Raw genomic sequence first — 16,106 nt, 5'->3', positions numbered from 1 at the left:
ACTTTTTCATAATCTAACCCGATGTACAACCCTTCTGTGAGATTTCCGCGTCGAATATCCAGCTTCGGTGAGCAGGGTTACGTCTTCTGTGACTTTGGCAGAAATCTGCAATATTTTGTGCGTCCGAATTTCGGACGCGCTAATTTTCCAATAATCATCACCTTCCGTCAGTCGGTCTTTGTTGTCGTTGAATCGCTTACGTGCTGTCCCCTCTGGCCGGCCATGAAGCTCATCCATCATCTTGAAGGTGATGACGCGCTGCCCCTTGTATTCAACTACCGTCACTTCGTGGTTGTTGATTGTGATTTGGGTCATGATGCATCTCCCTTGCGGAAAGCCTCTTTAATCTGATTAAAAATGGCTATGCTGGAGATTTTGTCTTTTGCGGAGACTCTTTTCAGGATTGCCTCGTGAAAGGTGGACGCTTGGCGCTCAAAGCTATCCTCATCACTGTCCACAAAAGCACCTCCACAAAAAGCAAGCGCATTTAATGCGGTGACTGCACCCATAGAGAAGATTGAGACGTCTTCAATATCAATATCCGCCTCTACGCAGTGTAATCCGATGAAATCGGCTATCTTGAGAAGCGCGTCACTACTTAGGCCGATCCACGGAAGCTTTGCGCTTTCTGGGGTTTCTATGTTATCATTTGTCATGGCGAATATATCCTATTCGTGGTGATAAGAGGCGGTGGAGAACTGTTTGGCGATAGGCTCCGCCGCCTTTTTTTCTTCCAATATATCCATTAACGCGCCGTTCAATGTACTCACATGCGCTGTTGCCCGTTCCTCAAGCCAATGCTTGATTTCTGGCGTAATGCGTATGTGCATTTGAACTGATACCGGCTGCGGTTTCCGGTATTTTCTCCTCATAACACCTCCCAATAGGGCTGAATTGCCCTTGCAATAGGGATACCGACTATACCGGTTTGTGTCAAATATAAACCGGTACCGGTTTACAGGGGTGAGCCGTCTTCTAAATTAGATAAAAATTCTTGCATGAAATCTTCAAGCCTAAGCTCAACCGAGGACGCTCCTAGCCCTCTCAACGGGTCATTAACACGCATCCATATCCCAATTAATTCTTTGGAAAATGCTTGTATTGGGAATCCTATTTTTAGCTCCTCACATTTCTCCATGGTAATTTTTGAAAATCTTTCAATAAATAAATCAAGCTGCTTACTTTTTGATAAGTCTTGAAATGCAAGACCTTGCAGCGTGTCTGCTTTTGATTTCTTGGACATAACTTTCATGTCCACTTCAACTTCATTGCGTATTTTTATTCCAAGAACCTTGGATAGAAAGTAAATATTTCTATGACGCGGGAATGTTCTTGCTCTTTCCCAGTCGGTGATCGTGGATTGGGAAACGCTAAGTTCTTCTGCGAGCTTCTCCTGCGTCCAGCCTTTTGCCTTCCTAGCTTCCTGTATTTGTACTGCCCAGTTTGGCAGTTGCGAATCTTCTTCAGCCATAGCCCAATCCTCCCATAAATGGCTTTTATATAAGCGAAGACAGATTCGCGTAACCGGTATCCGGTAATCTACTCCTCAACCCATATAGGACGCCCCATGCTAAAACTAACCGCCCTCTACCTCTGCGCCGCTATTATGTTCGGCTTCGTACTCTACGGAGCCTACGCGGTCCTGCTCGCTCCTCCACCGCACGGCGGGTGCTCTATGGGGATGTGTTTCTGACGCACAAGGTATTTCAGATCTGTCTTGAAAGCCTTACAGCTGGATAGAGTTTTGTGCTGAGATCTATCGTGGGGCCGGAGTTAGGCTGAGGAAAATTACGGACGGAAAAGATGATACCTAATGAATGGGACAATCGGCACAAGCTTTGGGAACGGGCAAGCGTCTTCTTGGCATCTGATAAAGACCCATGGATTTCCTCTGCTATACTAGATTTATCTTGGGCTGAACGTTCTATTATTGCGGTAGAAAAAGACGTGGCGACGATTTTACGTCCATTTCAAAAGAAACCTCCTATCGAGCGCTCGCCTCAAGCCGTGAGCGATCTAGAAAAAATGCCTGCTTTTTCCGAATGCAGGGCCCATTCCAAGCTATGGATCATGGGGTTGTATGAAGTGTGTAGAGTTATAATACAGGATGTTAAGCTACCCGCAGCTGAACCGCTTAAGCCTCTCTTTGATGAACTTGCAGCCGTTAGGGTGCCTTTTGCTAAGCATGAGGTTCGAAAAATCCCAGTGGGTAAGCATGAGGACGGGAAAAGGGTTTTGCCCCATTTCCCGGATCTTTGCATACCTTTGTGGGGATATGAACTTGGGTGGATGGTAAAGGACTATAAGTACGATGGTATATCGCCAGATGCCCCGGCAGGTACTTTCGCTAACTTTTATGTAAGTCGGCTTAATTTTGCAGATAAATTCCTGAGAATATCAGCATTGCAAATGTAGAGAACGTAATATTGGCGAGAGGAAAATGTAAATGGACGAGTGGAATGGTATCCCTGAAAGTTCAAAACAGGACGGGCCGCACGCATTACTTGAGATCAATCAGGAATGGCGCGGGAAGATATGGGGTTGGTGGAATAGTACACTAAATCAGTGGACCGCTTTCTCTCACCCCCCGCATGATCGGCGTATTGCCGCTACCCCTGAACTAGCCAAAGAGATTTTTAAATATCTCGGCCCGGCTCATTTCCCATCTGAGAATGATCAAGGATAAAACAAAAATACGTGAAATACTTGACGCGTGCCGCGAACAAACGGGGCACGCATCAGCGCCCGTAAACGCTCAATGATCGAACATGAAATGGGCAAGTCAGAAGCCATCCGCCGCACACAGGCCGAGAAGGGCTGCCCGACAAGGTAGTTTTTCCACTCGTTACTCACGCGGTACTAACCTGGCAAGCGCATCAATCTGAAAAGTCACCTCAGAAAGGCGCTTACAGTGGGTAATCAATCTAATTCTCCGGCGAGCTTAGAGCACCGTGAACCTGTACAAAACGGAGCAGGAAATGATATTGCCAAAGCGGGGGTTATTATGCCGTACATGAAACTTGAAATATCTGCACCTGAAGGCACTTCGGTCGCTAAAGCCATCGCCCGTATGGCTAATGTAGTCTCTATATCTGTCTTGGCTTCTGCGGGCACATGGATAGCCGTTTACCTGCATACCAACTGGTGATGCTTTTTTATAACTTGCCCACGTACCCCAGCCTGTACTAGAATCACAGCACGGCAGGCTTCGCGCTGGCGGCACAATTCGATCTTCCGAATGTTGCTCTCATGCGATTGCTTTTGCTTGCCGCTTCCATTTTCATTGTTACGCCCGCACTTGCACAGACACAGGCCGCTGCGCCTGTTGAGCCATATACGTATGGAAAGCGCGCTGGCGTTCCTTCAAATCCCATTGTCGTACTGACAGTTTCTCAGGTTGTGACAGTCGCAACCTTGCCAGCCGCCTGTACGGACGGCCAGTTGGCGTTTGTGGCAGATGCGCGAACTCCTACGCAGGGGGTGGGGAAGGGCACCGGCGTTGTTGCGAGATGCTCCAGTAATACGTGGAAATCCCTTGCAGATGGCTCTGCGGTGCAGAACTGATGCCAGAACCAATCAGCTACATGGATCGCGCAGACGATCACGAGCGGCGGATTTCTGCGCTCGAAAACGGGCAGGCTGCTCTTGAGCAGGGGCAGGTGCGGCTTGAACAGAAAATGGCCGAATATAACGGTGAGAACCGTTCTCGCGCGGAGACACAAGAGCGGGCCTTCCAAGGCGGGTTTCGGCTGCTTTCTGAGAAAATTGACGCCACCAGCGATCTCGTTTCACGGCTAGGCAGTGTTCGTGGTTGGGCAGGCTGGGCCATTGTCACAGCGACCTCTGCCGGTGTTGCGAGCATCGTCTCGCACTTCTGGATGCACCAGTGAACGGCGGCATGGACCTAGGCGATGTCCTGCGCGAATGGATTGAACCTGCGCTTGCATTTCTGCCTGCGTCCCTCAACACGCCAGCCCGCGCCCAGCTTGTTTTGGGTATTGGCAACAAAGAGACCCAGTACCGCTTTTTGCGACAGATTGGGGGCGGCCCTGCACGAGGTCCATGGCAGATGGAACTGGCCACACATGACGACATGTGGCGCAACTTCATCCGCTATCGACCGGAATTACAAAGTGCTGCGCTCCGGCTTCTTGCTGGCACCACGGCAGATGCACGGCTGCTGACCACGCGGATGGATTACGCCGCCTTGATGGCCGCGCTCCATGTCTACCGCTCACCAGTATCGCTGCCCGCATACGGGAATGCCGTAGCGCAGGCCACGTTCTGGAAAGACAATTTCAACACAAAGCTGGGGAAGGGAACAGTCGCGGGTGCACTGCCATTCTTCCAGCAAGCAGTGAAAGTAATGGCATGAGCCAAAAAATACTGAATTACGTCCGGCAACCCACAACGCTGATCGGCCTGAGCCTGACTGTGGGCGCGCTAGTTGGCAACGCAATGGGCGTGCTGTCCGAAGCAGTCAGCGGTACCATCCTGACAGCAACGCTGCCTCTATGGGTCTCTGACCTCAGCTCACAAGCCAAAATTGGTGCCATCGAGGGCGTGTTGATTTCAACAACCCACGGTGCTGCTGCCCCCAAGAAAACGGAAACCCCGACATGAGAAAACTCCTCCTACTGCTGCCCCTTCTGGGTGTTGTTGCGTGCGCGAACACTGAACAGGGCAAATTGCGTCAGGCCGTATATGACACGGCAAGCGCCTATCATGTCGTGGCCGCCCCAATGCCGGACGTGATGGCTGGCAAAGTGCCGGGCGTTCATCTGACTGATGCTCAGAAAACCATCGCAAAGCGGGCCAGCCAGTCTGTCTATAACGAACTGGCGACACTCAATGCGTCAGCGCAGAAAGGCGATACCCTTTCTGGGGCAAGCGTAAGTGCCGCACAGGCGGCCTTCGCATCATTCGAAACGTGCTGGACGGGCCTGAAAGCGGGAACTACCCCCGATGCCTGCGCAGCTATCGGCGGGAGTAAATAACCATGACGCCAGCAGAAATTAGCGCCGTTCTTGGCGTAGTCGCCACCGTTGTAGGCCTTGCCGAGAAATATGGCCCAGAGGTCTACGAGACCGTGGCCAGCGCTCTGGAGCAGAGCAAAAGCAAAACTGGCCCGACCGCTGACCAGATTGCAGCACTGTTTGCCAAATGCACGGCAGACAATGCGGCTATTCAGGCATCGTGATCGGGTATGTCGAAGCCTTCCTTGCGGGAGGCTTCACAGTTCTGGGTGTTCTGGGTGTCGCGTTCTTTTTGAAGATGGGCGGCAGGCAGGGTAGTCCGTTTGAATGATGGCCTGCACCATTTCGGTGGCGTCGCCGATATGGCTAGGCGGGGATTTTACCGGGAAGTGATGGGCTCCCACAGTAGGACCAAGTCGAATCGGTCGATTGCTACGAGTCGAGAGATTGGCGGGTTTGTGCGAATCGAGTTTAAGGTTTGGCAGCGCAATCCTAAATCATTGTTTTGGAATGATTTTACTGACACCCAAAAACTGCCATACCTCATTGGTTTGTAAGGATTATATAAGGAATCATAATCCCTTGGTCGGCGGTTCAAATCCGTCCGCCGCTACCATCTTCGGTTTCCAAAAAAATAAATTCTATACAGAAATAGCATTTACTGTACTTGTTTTTTAAAGCAGGTGCGTGAGCTGCTTTTGCACAGTAGTGCTATAAACATAAAAAATGCGGCTCAGACTGAGAGCCGCATTTGTCATTTTTAGCCTTCAGAAAGTTCTGGCTGAGGCTGAATGTCTGGCTGAGGCTCATCCCCCCGAACGGAAACATTTCCGTCTTCAGCGCGAGCATAGTGCCCACCTTCCCCATCATCATCCTGCGTGGACACACGCTGCTGACGTGAAGCCTGACGCTCTGCCCGCTCCTGCTGGCTCTGCTGTGCAGCCTGCGCCATGGCGTTCATGATACGGAAATAATGCTCTGCATGCTGGAAATAGGCTTCAGCAGCCACACGGTCACCCGCACTTGTCGCATCACGCCCATGTTGCAGATATTTTTCAAAAAGCTGCTGAGCCGTGCCTCTTACACGAACATCAGGACCATGGCTGTCAAACACATGATTGCGGTTCATCGGGATTTGGCCGTTTAAATGCCGGGAAGAACCGCCGTTCCCACTACCGGACCGATGATTGCGGGTGCGCATCCGTTTTACATTCATGAGCTATCGCAGCACTTTCACGTTCATGGCATTCTGCATGAAGAAACTGTCTTATGCTTCAAAAGACATATTTCCTGATTAAAAGCCGAATTTTCTGTCTGGACGGGCTTCTTTGCAGCATAGGAAAAACCATTGCTGAACTCAGTGGCCCTTAAGGCTTTACCCAAGCAATAAAAATAATTGCATCCGGAAAAAGCCTGCCTAACCATAGCAAGCTCACACCATAAAGCCAACCTGTTTTATATGCTGTTCGCTACACCCTGCCCTGCAAAACGACAGCACGAGGAATTCCACCAAAATCTGCTCTGGTTTCAAGTGTACTAAAACCAGCATTTTCAGCGAGCTGGCTGAGTGCAGCCCCCTGATGAATACCTATTTCAAAAATTGCCAGACCTTCAGATGTCAAACGTTCTGGTAGCCGACTGCACAGAAAACGGTAAGCCTCCATCCCGTCCTCGCCTCCGTCGAGAGCCGCAACAGGTTCATGCTCCCTGACCTCAGGCATTAGCTCCGCCAAATCTGCTGTTGGAATATAGGGAGGATTACTGAGCACAATATCAAACTGATGCGCGGCCAGTGCACTATCCCACCTGCCAGCCATAAAAAACGCACGGTCTGACAGCTTGCATCGGTTGGCGTTTTCCGCAGCAAGACCTGCAGCAGCCGGGTTTAAGTCTATCCCCACCCCCCAAGCATTCCTGTACTCACTGAGCGCTGCAAGGAGCAGACATCCAGTGCCAGTCCCAAGATCAAGTATGGAAAGCGGCTTTGCACGGTCCGGCATATGATCGAGCAGACAGGAAATAACAGTCTCACTATCTGCTCTGGGTATAAGCGTGGCGGGAGACACACCTATATCCAGCGTCCAGAACCCCTGAACGCCTGTAATAAAGGCCATGGGCTCTCGCCCCACGCGTCGCTCGACATATGACAGAAAAGCCCGTGCTGGCACTACGTCTTGCGGAGACCGCATAATAAGGCGTTCCAAACTCTCGTGCAGTGCATACGCCATGAGCAACCGGCTTTCTCGGCGCGGAGAGTCAATGCCAGCCGCAGCCAGTTGTCGTGCCCCTTCAGCTAGAAGCTCCCCGAACGGCTGGAACTCACTCTGTTTTTCTGCTCTACTCACAACGTGACCTTTGTTTGGAATGGTACTGAGGCAATGAGCCGTTTTACCAGTTTTTCTACTTTCACCACGCTGTTCTTTACGGTGTTGGCCGCGACGCCTCTCCCCGCATGGGCTGGAGAGTTCACCGTGACTGACAGCAAGGCAGAGTCCGAGATTTCTGAACTGACCAGAGTGTATGTGGACGGAAAGCTGGCGGCGTCTTTCAAGCTTGATGACGGGCATCAAGAGAAAACCGTTAAAATCACCACACCACTTGGCCGTGTTGACCATAGCTATACTCTGTGCGGCGAAATCACCATCCGCACACCCGAAGGCCGTGTGGAGACGCATGAGGTCAGCAGTGATGGAACACTGCACAACCCCGACCATCACCATTTTTACGGTATTGGCTCAGAAAATTTTACCGAGTTCTTTCTACTCGACCCGGATGATCCTACCGCAGCCGAGCACCACACCGCCCACTCAGGTGTCTGCGCACTGCCGGTCAGTTAAGCCGACAATCACGTGAACTGACTAAAACCCCTCAGCAGCCAGAAGTTCGGCCTGCTCTTCCTGTGTCAGAGCATCCACAAAGTCATCGATCTCGCCAAGCATGATCTTATCAATTTTGTAGAGCGTCAGATTAACCCGGTGGTCCGTCACCCGACCCTGTGGAAAATTGTAGGTCCTAATGCGCTCGGACCGATCACCCGTACCAACCTGAGACTTACGGTCAGCAGCCCGCGTTGCATGGGCTTGCGCTCGCTCCTGCTCGTATAGCCGTGCCCGCAGAATTTTCATGGCTTTTGCACGGTTCTTATGCTGGCTTTTCTCTTCCTGCATAGCAACCACAATACCGCTAGGTATATGGGTAATACGTACAGCACTTTCGGTCTTGTTAACGTGCTGCCCACCAGCGCCGGATGCACGATACACATCTATCCGCAAATCCGTATCTGCTACAGTAACATCCACCTCTTCCGCTTCGGGCAAAACCGCGACAGTTACGGTGGAAGTGTGGATACGCCCTTGGCTTTCCGTAGCAGGCACACGCTGAACGCGGTGCACACCAGACTCATATTTTAGCCGGGCAAACACGCCCTTGCCTGTAATTTCCGCAATACCCACACGCAAGCCGCCCAACTCGCTTTCGTCATATTCCATGACTGAAAAACGCCAACCCCTCAGGTCAGCGTAGCGACGATAGAGATCAAACAATTCGGATGCAAACAAAGCCGCCTCATCGCCGCCTGCTGCCGGACGAATTTCCAGAATAGCACTTCGTTCGTCCGCAGCATCCTTAGGCAACATGGCCAGCCGAACATTCTGGTGTAATTCTGGCAAACGCGCCCGAACGTCATAGAGCTCGGCCTCGGCCAACTCCTTCATTTCCGGGTCATTTAGAAGCTGCTCTGCCTGTATTACTTCCTGCTCAGCCTGTCGGAGCGCGGTGATCTGCGCCACAACGGGTTCAATCTCACCGTACTCGCGTGAAGCCTGTGTAAAGTCATCTCCACTAATACCACTAGCCAGCAGAGCTTCCAGCTCAAGAGCCCGACTGACAATTCGGTCCAACCGCTCGTCAAGAGTCATGGAGAGACAGACCCAGTCGCAAACACCGCCTTGGCTTCGGATAAAAGGCGAGCGTGCGAAATTTCTTCCTCTTGCCCAGTCGCCATAGCCTTAACGCGAAAAGCTCCCCGCGCCAGTTCATCTTCCCCCACGAACAGGACATGGCTTGCGTTCTGCTTGCCCGCACGCTCCATACGTTTGCGCAAGGAACCACGATACCCGATTTCTGTACGCACACCCTGCTGCCGCAAACCCTGCAAAATTTGGAACAGAGCCGCCTGATCTGGCGACCCGATCGGCACAATCACAACAGATTGCGCTGCAGCAGGTGCCGCCTGTAGCAGCATGGACAGGCGCTCAACGCCCGCAGCCCAACCAATGGAGGGCACTTCCGGCCCACCCATCTGTTGTACCAGACCATCATAACGGCCGCCTGCCATCACCGTACCCTGTGACCCTAGCTTACGCGTCACGAACTCGAACGTGGTATGGTTATAATAGTCCAAACCCCGAACAATGCTGGTATTGACCTGATACGCAATACCAAACCCGTCCAGCGTAGCCTGCAAGTCCTGCCAGAATGCTTTTGCGTCCGGCGTAAGATATTCGGCCATCATAGGCGCATTGGCGACCAAAGTGCGGTCTCCCGCATCCTTACTATCCAGAATACGCAGTGGGTTCTTTTCCAGGCGCGCCAGACTATCTTCTGATAATTTGTCTTTATACCCAGAAAAATAGGACACCAAGGCCGCACGCCATGCGTCCCGGCTGGCTGTATCTCCTAAGGTATTCAGTTCAAGTGTCACATCGTCAGCGACACCAAGCGCCGTTAGAATTTGGTACCCAAGGGCTATGGCCTCAGCGTCAGCCAGAGGTTCGGCTGCGCCCATCAGTTCCGCACCAATCTGGTGAAACTGCCGATAGCGGCCTTTCTGCGGGCGCTCATAGCGGAACATGGGGCCGGCATAAAAAGCCTTTTGTGGCAGAGACTGGGTTAGCCCGTTTGTCACCAGCGCGCGGCAGATAGCGGCAGTGCCTTCAGGCCGCAGAGTGAGGCTATCGCCATCGCGGTCACTGAAGGAATACATTTCCTTGGACACAACATCCGATGTATCCCCCAAAGACCGGGAGAATACACGGGTATCTTCAAATATTGGGGTAGCCCATTCTTCAAACCCGTAAAGGCCAGCATGATGCCGCGCGGTTGTCACCACATGGCTGTAACGCCGCTGATCTTCACCAATAAGGTCGTGTGTGCCTCTTACAGGCTGAATGGTGCTCACAGATTTTTCCCTGATTAAACGCCACACCCATCATTCTAAAAATAACAGGCATGGTACTGTCCCAAATTCTTAAACTATTCAGGCAACGCAGTGAGTGTGCGGCCCGAATATCCCGCACACTCCTCAACCCGCTTTTTATTTTGCGGAAGACATCTCAGGAAGCTCAGGCGCTTTGCCTTCGGCTTTTTCCTTGGCTTCCTGTTCCTGAATTGCAGCCACGCGGGCTTCAACCAGTTCAACCACATGCTCAATCATGTCAGCACCAGGAACCGTGTGGTCCTGCTTGCCTGCTGAATACACCATGTGACGACCAGACCCACCGCCCGTTACACCCAGATCGGTCATCAGCGCTTCGCCAGGGCCGTTAACCACGCACCCGATAATGGAGAGCGTGAGCGGTGTTTTAATATGGGCCAGCCGGTCTTCCAGCGTCTGTACCGTTTCAACCACGTTGAAACCCTGACGGGCGCAAGACGGGCAGGAGATGATTTTCACACCACGATGACGCAGCCCAAGAGATTTCAGGATATCCCAGCCAACCAGCACTTCTTCTTCCGGCGCAGCAGAGAGGGAGACACGCATTGTGTCACCCACACCAGCCCAAAGCAGATTGCCAAGACCAATGGAGGATTTGACTGTCCCTGCCCGCTTGCTGCCCGCTTCGGTAATACCGATATGGAGCGGATAGTCACAAGAATCAGCAAGCTGCTGGTATGCCGCCACAGCCATAAAGACGTCTGATGCTTTTACGCTGATCTTGAACTCACGGAAGTCATGATCTTCCAGAATTTTGGCGTGCTCCAGAGCGCTTTCCACCAGCGCTTCAGGGTTAGGCTCACCGTACTTTTCCAGCAGGTGCTTTTCCAGAGAACCAGCATTCACACCAATGCGGATGGAGCAGCCATAATCCTTAGCTGCGTTTACAACTTCCTTTACGCGCTCCGCACTGCCGATATTGCCAGGATTGATGCGCAGGCACGCAGCGCCAGCCTTGGCAGCTTCAATGGCACGTTTGTAGTGGAAATGAATATCGGCCACGATGGGCACATTCACTTCCTGTACAATTTCCTTCAGTGCCGCGGTGCTTTCTTCATCCGGGCAGGACACACGGACAATATCAACACCGGCTAATTCAGCACGGCGGATCTGTTCGATCGTAGCCTGTGCGTCGCTGGTCAGGGTGTTGGTCATTGTCTGCACGGAAATCGGCGCATCCCCACCGACGGCTACCTTGCCGACATGGATCTTCCGTGATTTCCGACGCTCGATATGCTGGTAAGGCCGGTAGCCACTCATCTTACATCCTTTTGTCGAGACGACAGTTTAGTCGAGCAAACCGCACCGTGCAGCACGGTCACCCATTACGTTTGTTGCCTTCCTGCCAAAATCAACGTGCGTTGGCTACATGAAAGCGCACACGGGAGGCATTCAGTGCCCAGTTATGCCCTGAAGCTGACGTGCATTCAGATCATCCGTACTCATTTCCGGTGCTGACTTTGGCGCAGCCTTACGAGCCCTAGGCTTGGGCGGAGCAGGCAGCACAGCACTTTCACCGCTCCCGTCGGAACCAACAGGAGCAACCGTAACAGCCCCCTCTGGCGCAGGACTAGACACGGGGGAAGATACACTCTGCGTTGACGCAGGTTGCTTAGGCGCACTCGGTTCTATGGGCGGTACCGAGACTGGCAGAGCGGAGGCTGTAGGCGGCCCTGCCAAACTACCATCCAGCACAACTTCCGGCGTTAGCACCAGATTACGTCTCACAGCACCATTGCGGCCCAGATGCGGCGTAACCTGTGTCCCGGCACTTACCACAACACCGCCAGCATTCCCTACAGTCAGGCTGTAGGGCGCGCTGTCAGAAGGCACAAGCCAGACATCGCCCGGCTGCATGATGTGATCATACACAACACGACCCGTCGAGTCCTTAACCTGCACCCAAGTTGCTGCATCCGCCTTAACGGCCATCTGACGCGCACTAGCCGCACGCTCTTCGGCTGTAGTTGGAGCCGCAGGAGCAGTTTCTACCGGCTGGGCAGATTGTGTCTTCTGCGCATCTGCAGGCAAAGCTTCGGCCGGAACCATTGTGCTGCCCGTTTCAGGCGTAGTCGTATCAGTTGGTTTGGTTTCTGGCGGCGTTACGGGCTTAGGTGTGGGCAGCGGAGAAGAGCCTGCTCCCGGCAAAAGCGAAGCCACTTGCGGAGACGGCGCATTTGCGGTCTTTTCGCCCGGAATAATATCCGCAACAGGCGGAACATGCTCAGGTACTGGCGGCGCATGGCCCATGAAGTGATACCACCCCATATAAGCCCCCACGACAACAGCGATCCCTAGAGATACGGTCAAGGCAGGTGGCATATGCTTGTCTGGCGGCGGGGCTGGAAAAGTCAGTTCAGGCTTACGAACAAGCCCCTTCCCTTCCAGCCTGTAACGCGCCACCATAAAGGACGCATCAAATCCTATTGCTTCAGCATATGTCCGCAAAAAACCTAACGCATAGGCTTCGGCCGGGAACACGTTGTTCCGCCCACTTTCCAATGCTTCCAGATAGGATTCGCGAATACGTAGCCACGCAGCAACCTGAGGCAGTGTCCAGCCCAGCTGCTCGCGCCGCTTACGCAGCGCATTACCTACCCCTAAGCTAACAGCATCAGGTAGTGGGGAAGAAGCCGCAGGAATCTCCTGCTCAGGGCCAGAACCGGTTTCAGCCATCAGCATCCATACGCCGTTTCTGGCGCACCAGCGCCTCAACAGCTTGATCAACAAGGTCTGCAATAATTTCAGCCACAGGCTGAACGGCCTTCACCAAACCTACGGACTGTCCGGCCATGACAGACCCGCTCTCAACATCACCCTCTATTACAGCACGGCGCAGTGCACCAGCCCAGAAATGTTCAATTTCCAGTTGTGCTTCTTCCTTTGACACCACACCACTCTGAAAGCGGTTGATAACATCGGCCTGATGCACCAGAAATTTGCGGCTTCCTTCATTGGCAAGGCCTCTGACAGGAATTACTGGAAAACGCTCATCCAACTGCACAGATGTCACAGCATCACGAGCATTGGCCCGCACAAAAGTCTGTTTGAACTTTTCATGCGCGATGCTTTCTGCCGCAGCAGCAAACCGGGTACCCAACTGTCCACCAGCGGCTCCCTGCTCAAGGTAAGCCAGTAGGGCATCGCCACGCCCCAAACCACCCGCCACAAACACTGGCACTTGGTCAATATGCGGCAGAATTTCCTGAGCCAGCACGGTCAGAGACACAGGACCTACGTGACCGCCAGCCTCAGCCCCTTCGATCACCAGCGCATCCACGCCCATTTTTATCAGCCGCTTGGCCAGAACAAGCGCTGGGGCAAAAGCAATCACTTTTGCGCCACCATCCTTGGCTGCCTTGATGGCTGCTCCTGGCGGAATACCCCCCGCAAGAACAATATGCCCGACACCAGCCTGCAAGCAGACATCAACCAGCTCAAGAAGCTGAGGGTGCATGGTAATAAGGTTCACGCCAAAGGGTTTGTCGGTCATAGCGCGGGTCGCGGCAATTTCCTCAGCCAGGCGCTCAGGCTGCATGGCACCGCAGGCGATCACCCCAAAGCCACCCGCGTTGGAAATAGCCGAGACCAAATGACGCTCGCTCACCCAGGACATGGCCCCGGCGAGAATAGCGTATTCGGTACCCAGAAAATCTGTGCCGCGCTTGCAGAGATGATCCCACTGTTTACGGGCGGCAAGCTTTTCTGCGTCAGTTGGGGCAGTAGTGAGTGGCTGTGTCATGATCTCAGGCTTCATCCAGTCCGTACGCAGTGTGCAGGGCACGCACTGCCAGCTCGGCGTACTCGGCAGATACCAGCACAGACACTTTGATCTCGCTGGTGGAGATAACCTGAATATTGATGGAGCGCTCTGACAGCGTCCGGAACATGGTGCTTGCAACCCCTGCGTGAGACCGCATACCGGTCCCCACAACGCTGATTTTCACCACGTCTGCATCTGTTGCCAGCTCTTCGTACTGCACGGCACCACGCACACTCTCCAACGTGCTTATAGCCCGTGGCAGGTCTGTCTTGCTGGTTGTGAAGGTCATATTTGTTGTGCCATCTGCCCCGGTGCTCTGCACAATCATGTCCACATTCACATTGGCTTCACTCAAGGGGCCAAAAATAGCGGCAGCAATACCCGGACGGTCAGGGATGCGCCGCACAGACAGCTTGGCCTCATCACGAGAATACGCAATGCCGGTCACCAGTTTCTTTTCCACTATCTCGTCCTCATCCACTACCAGAGAGCCTGGGAGTTCACCTTCAATCAGAGCCGGTCCATCTTCAAAACTGGAAAGAACCTGCACACGCACACCCTCGCGCATGGCAAGTCCGACACTGCGTGTCTGCAGCACCTTAGCCCCGACAGAGGCCAGTTCCAGCATTTCTTCGTAAGTAATTCTTTCAAGCTTGCGCGCTTTGCTCACAATGCGCGGGTCCGTGGTATAAATTCCGTCCACATCCGTATAAATGTCACAACGGTCTGCTTTAATGGCCGCAGCAAGGGCAACGGCTGATGTGTCGGAACCGCCCCGGCCCAACGTGGTGACGCGGCCATCTGGGCCTACGCCCTGAAAGCCTGCCACCACGGGCACAATACCTTCTGCCATGCAGCCCAGCAGGTGAGCTCCATCAATGGCATCTAGGCTGGCCTTGCCATGTACCGAGTCGGTACGAATAGGAACCTGCCACCCAGCAAAAGAGCGGGAGTTCACACCCAGCTTCTGAAGAGCAATGGCCAACAGACCGCTGGTCACCATTTCCCCGGTTGAGACAATGGAGTCATATTCGCAAGGGTCATGCAGGTCTGACAGGGCGTCACAAAAGCCAACAAGCTTGTTGGTTTCCCCTGCCATGGCGGACACAACCACCAGCACATCACAGCCAGCGTCTTTCTGTTTCTTAACACGCGCGGCCACGGCCTTGATGCGCTCAATATCCCCCACGGACGTTCCGCCAAATTTCATGACGATCCGAGGTACGGAACCGGGCATATTTTTTCTCCACCAGAACAGGCCGTAAACAGACCGCTTTTTGCTCCTACCGCTCCACCTGCAAGTGTGAAAGGTATAAAAGGACGGTTGCGAAGCTCCACAAGGCGCGTCACATAGCCCTGTCGGCCCCCTCTCGTCCAGCGGGGGAGATCAGTGGATAAGGAATTTTGTTCCATGCAACCCTCCAGCCACGGCGCTGAATCCTCCGTCTCACCTGAAGAAATTGCGCGTTTTGGTGCTCTGGCAGAAAAATGGTGGGACCCCTCCGGCCCCATGCGCCCCCTTCACGCCATGAACGACTTGCGCATTAACTGGGCCTGTCGGCACCTGCCCCTTCAGGGGCGGCATAGCAGACGCGTGAGAGTGCTGGATATTGGATGCGGAGCCGGTCTTGCAAGCGAGGCTCTGGCAAAGGCCGGACATGATGTATTGGGGCTGGATGCGTCACCCAATGGCATTCAGGCCGGGCGCGCGCATCTGGAAAACAACCCGCTACCAGATGGCTCCGGCCCGCTTGCCTATCGTGTCGGCAGCGCGGAAGAACTGGTCACGGAGCAGCGTAAGTTTGATGCCGTGATTGCTCTGGAAATTATCGAGCATGTCACTGATCCTGAACGGTTTATGACCATGCTATCTGATCTGGCTGAGCCCGGTGGAGTGGTGATTGTGTCGACCATGAATCGCACCCTGAAATCTCTCGCTGTAGGGAAAATCGGGGCTGAATATTTGCTGCGCCTTCTGCCTGTGGGCACACACACATGGCGCAAATTTATTACCCCGGCAGAACTGGGTCGCTACGCCCGCCATGCCAACCTGTCCATACAGGCCATTGCTGGCATGGTCCCCTCCCTATCAGGCTGGAAAGAGAGCCGGAATCTGGACGTCAACTATATTGCCGCATTCCGGAAACTGTGA

General features: G+C 53.4%; 22 protein-coding genes. 11 read left to right on the top strand and 11 right to left on the bottom strand.

Annotation, left to right across the window (positions count from 1 at the left end; translation table 11 throughout):
• Positions 1 to 6: 6 nt before the first annotated feature.
• From ACTIDN_RS05005 to ACTIDN_RS04995, 3 genes are all read right to left on the bottom strand, one after another.
• Positions 7 to 315, bottom strand: a complete 309-nt coding sequence (locus ACTIDN_RS05005) for an ORF6N domain-containing protein (protein ID WP_441376198.1) — start codon at positions 313 to 315, stop codon at positions 7 to 9.
• Entirely contained in the window at positions 312 to 656 is a 345-nt protein-coding gene (locus tag ACTIDN_RS05000) for a hypothetical protein (protein ID WP_441376197.1), read from the bottom strand. Before ACTIDN_RS05000 ends, ACTIDN_RS05005 begins: the two co-directional genes overlap by 4 nt.
• A gap of 299 nt (positions 657 to 955) precedes the next feature.
• Positions 956 to 1,471, bottom strand: coding sequence for a helix-turn-helix domain-containing protein (locus tag ACTIDN_RS04995; RefSeq protein WP_441376196.1), 516 nt, complete (start codon positions 1,469 to 1,471; stop codon positions 956 to 958).
• 332 nt (positions 1,472 to 1,803) lie between these two features.
• Here ACTIDN_RS04995 and ACTIDN_RS04990 point away from each other — a divergent pair, with 332 nt between their 5' ends.
• From ACTIDN_RS04990 to ACTIDN_RS04950, 9 genes are all read left to right on the top strand, one after another.
• Positions 1,804 to 2,415: a hypothetical protein gene (locus ACTIDN_RS04990; protein WP_441376195.1), complete on the top strand. Its 612-nt coding sequence runs from the start codon at positions 1,804 to 1,806 to the stop codon at positions 2,413 to 2,415.
• A 31-nt stretch (positions 2,416 to 2,446) separates the two neighbouring features.
• Positions 2,447 to 2,686, top strand: a complete 240-nt coding sequence (locus tag ACTIDN_RS04985; protein WP_441376194.1) for a hypothetical protein — start codon at positions 2,447 to 2,449, stop codon at positions 2,684 to 2,686.
• 225 nt (positions 2,687 to 2,911) lie between these two features.
• The gene (locus ACTIDN_RS04980) at positions 2,912 to 3,148 is read left to right on the top strand and encodes a hypothetical protein (RefSeq protein ID WP_441376193.1); all 237 of its coding nucleotides are present in this window, start codon (positions 2,912 to 2,914) and stop codon (positions 3,146 to 3,148) included.
• Positions 3,149 to 3,249: 101 nt separating this feature from the next.
• A complete protein-coding gene (locus ACTIDN_RS04975; protein ID WP_441375660.1) occupies positions 3,250 to 3,564 on the top strand; it encodes a hypothetical protein in 315 nt (104 codons plus the stop codon).
• Positions 3,564 to 3,890 carry a hypothetical protein gene (locus ACTIDN_RS04970; protein WP_441376192.1) on the top strand — a complete coding sequence of 109 codons (327 nt, stop codon included), beginning with the start codon at positions 3,564 to 3,566 and terminating at the stop codon, positions 3,888 to 3,890. Before ACTIDN_RS04975 ends, ACTIDN_RS04970 begins: the two co-directional genes overlap by 1 nt.
• Positions 3,887 to 4,375: a hypothetical protein gene (locus tag ACTIDN_RS04965; RefSeq protein WP_441376191.1), complete on the top strand. Its 489-nt coding sequence runs from the start codon at positions 3,887 to 3,889 to the stop codon at positions 4,373 to 4,375. Before ACTIDN_RS04970 ends, ACTIDN_RS04965 begins: the two co-directional genes overlap by 4 nt.
• Positions 4,372 to 4,623 carry a hypothetical protein gene (locus ACTIDN_RS04960; protein ID WP_441375657.1) on the top strand — a complete coding sequence of 84 codons (252 nt, stop codon included), beginning with the start codon at positions 4,372 to 4,374 and terminating at the stop codon, positions 4,621 to 4,623. Before ACTIDN_RS04965 ends, ACTIDN_RS04960 begins: the two co-directional genes overlap by 4 nt.
• A complete protein-coding gene (locus ACTIDN_RS04955) occupies positions 4,620 to 4,997 on the top strand; it encodes a hypothetical protein (RefSeq protein ID WP_441376190.1) in 378 nt (125 codons plus the stop codon). The genes ACTIDN_RS04960 and ACTIDN_RS04955 overlap by 4 nt, the downstream gene beginning before the upstream one ends.
• Positions 4,998 to 4,999: 2 nt before the next feature.
• Positions 5,000 to 5,200, top strand: coding sequence for a hypothetical protein (locus ACTIDN_RS04950; RefSeq protein WP_441376189.1), 201 nt, complete (start codon positions 5,000 to 5,002; stop codon positions 5,198 to 5,200).
• A 536-nt stretch (positions 5,201 to 5,736) separates the two neighbouring features.
• Here ACTIDN_RS04950 and ACTIDN_RS04945 read toward each other — a convergent pair.
• Positions 5,737 to 6,192 (bottom strand): DUF4167 domain-containing protein, encoded by a 456-nt coding sequence (locus ACTIDN_RS04945; RefSeq protein WP_415507434.1) that lies wholly within the window; start codon positions 6,190 to 6,192, stop codon positions 5,737 to 5,739.
• Between the two features lie 253 nt (positions 6,193 to 6,445).
• Positions 6,446 to 7,321 (bottom strand): peptide chain release factor N(5)-glutamine methyltransferase, encoded by an 876-nt coding sequence (gene prmC, locus ACTIDN_RS04940; protein WP_441376188.1) that lies wholly within the window; start codon positions 7,319 to 7,321, stop codon positions 6,446 to 6,448.
• A gap of 33 nt (positions 7,322 to 7,354) precedes the next feature.
• Between prmC and ACTIDN_RS04935 the strand changes: the two genes are divergently transcribed.
• A complete protein-coding gene (locus ACTIDN_RS04935) occupies positions 7,355 to 7,813 on the top strand; it encodes a hypothetical protein (RefSeq protein WP_441376187.1) in 459 nt (152 codons plus the stop codon).
• Between the two features lie 21 nt (positions 7,814 to 7,834).
• Here ACTIDN_RS04935 and prfA read toward each other — a convergent pair whose 3' ends face one another.
• The 6 genes from prfA to ACTIDN_RS04905 form a co-directional block, all read right to left on the bottom strand.
• The gene (gene prfA, locus ACTIDN_RS04930; protein WP_415507437.1) at positions 7,835 to 8,893 is read right to left on the bottom strand and encodes a peptide chain release factor 1; all 1,059 of its coding nucleotides are present in this window, start codon (positions 8,891 to 8,893) and stop codon (positions 7,835 to 7,837) included.
• Positions 8,890 to 10,155: a histidine--tRNA ligase gene (gene hisS, locus ACTIDN_RS04925; RefSeq protein ID WP_441376186.1), complete on the bottom strand. Its 1,266-nt coding sequence runs from the start codon at positions 10,153 to 10,155 to the stop codon at positions 8,890 to 8,892. Before hisS ends, prfA begins: the two co-directional genes overlap by 4 nt.
• A gap of 135 nt (positions 10,156 to 10,290) precedes the next feature.
• Positions 10,291 to 11,451, bottom strand: a complete 1,161-nt coding sequence (gene ispG / locus ACTIDN_RS04920) for a flavodoxin-dependent (E)-4-hydroxy-3-methylbut-2-enyl-diphosphate synthase (RefSeq protein WP_415507439.1) — start codon at positions 11,449 to 11,451, stop codon at positions 10,291 to 10,293.
• Positions 11,452 to 11,583: 132 nt separating this feature from the next.
• Positions 11,584 to 12,867, bottom strand: a complete 1,284-nt coding sequence (locus tag ACTIDN_RS04915) for a RodZ domain-containing protein (RefSeq protein ID WP_441376185.1) — start codon at positions 12,865 to 12,867, stop codon at positions 11,584 to 11,586.
• A complete protein-coding gene (locus ACTIDN_RS04910; RefSeq protein ID WP_415507441.1) occupies positions 12,860 to 13,933 on the bottom strand; it encodes an NAD(P)H-dependent flavin oxidoreductase in 1,074 nt (357 codons plus the stop codon). The genes ACTIDN_RS04915 and ACTIDN_RS04910 overlap by 8 nt, the downstream gene beginning before the upstream one ends.
• A gap of 4 nt (positions 13,934 to 13,937) precedes the next feature.
• Positions 13,938 to 15,191, bottom strand: coding sequence for an aspartate kinase (locus ACTIDN_RS04905; RefSeq protein ID WP_441376184.1), 1,254 nt, complete (start codon positions 15,189 to 15,191; stop codon positions 13,938 to 13,940).
• 174 nt (positions 15,192 to 15,365) lie between these two features.
• Between ACTIDN_RS04905 and ubiG the strand changes: the two genes are divergently transcribed.
• Complete coding sequence (ubiG, locus tag ACTIDN_RS04900; protein WP_441376183.1) at positions 15,366 to 16,106, top strand: bifunctional 2-polyprenyl-6-hydroxyphenol methylase/3-demethylubiquinol 3-O-methyltransferase UbiG; 741 nt, start codon at positions 15,366 to 15,368, stop codon at positions 16,104 to 16,106.

Source organism: Acetobacter sp. (assembly GCF_052102375.1).
GTDB lineage: Bacteria > Pseudomonadota > Alphaproteobacteria > Acetobacterales > Acetobacteraceae > Acetobacter.
This window is presented reverse-complemented; position numbering and strand designations above follow the sequence as displayed.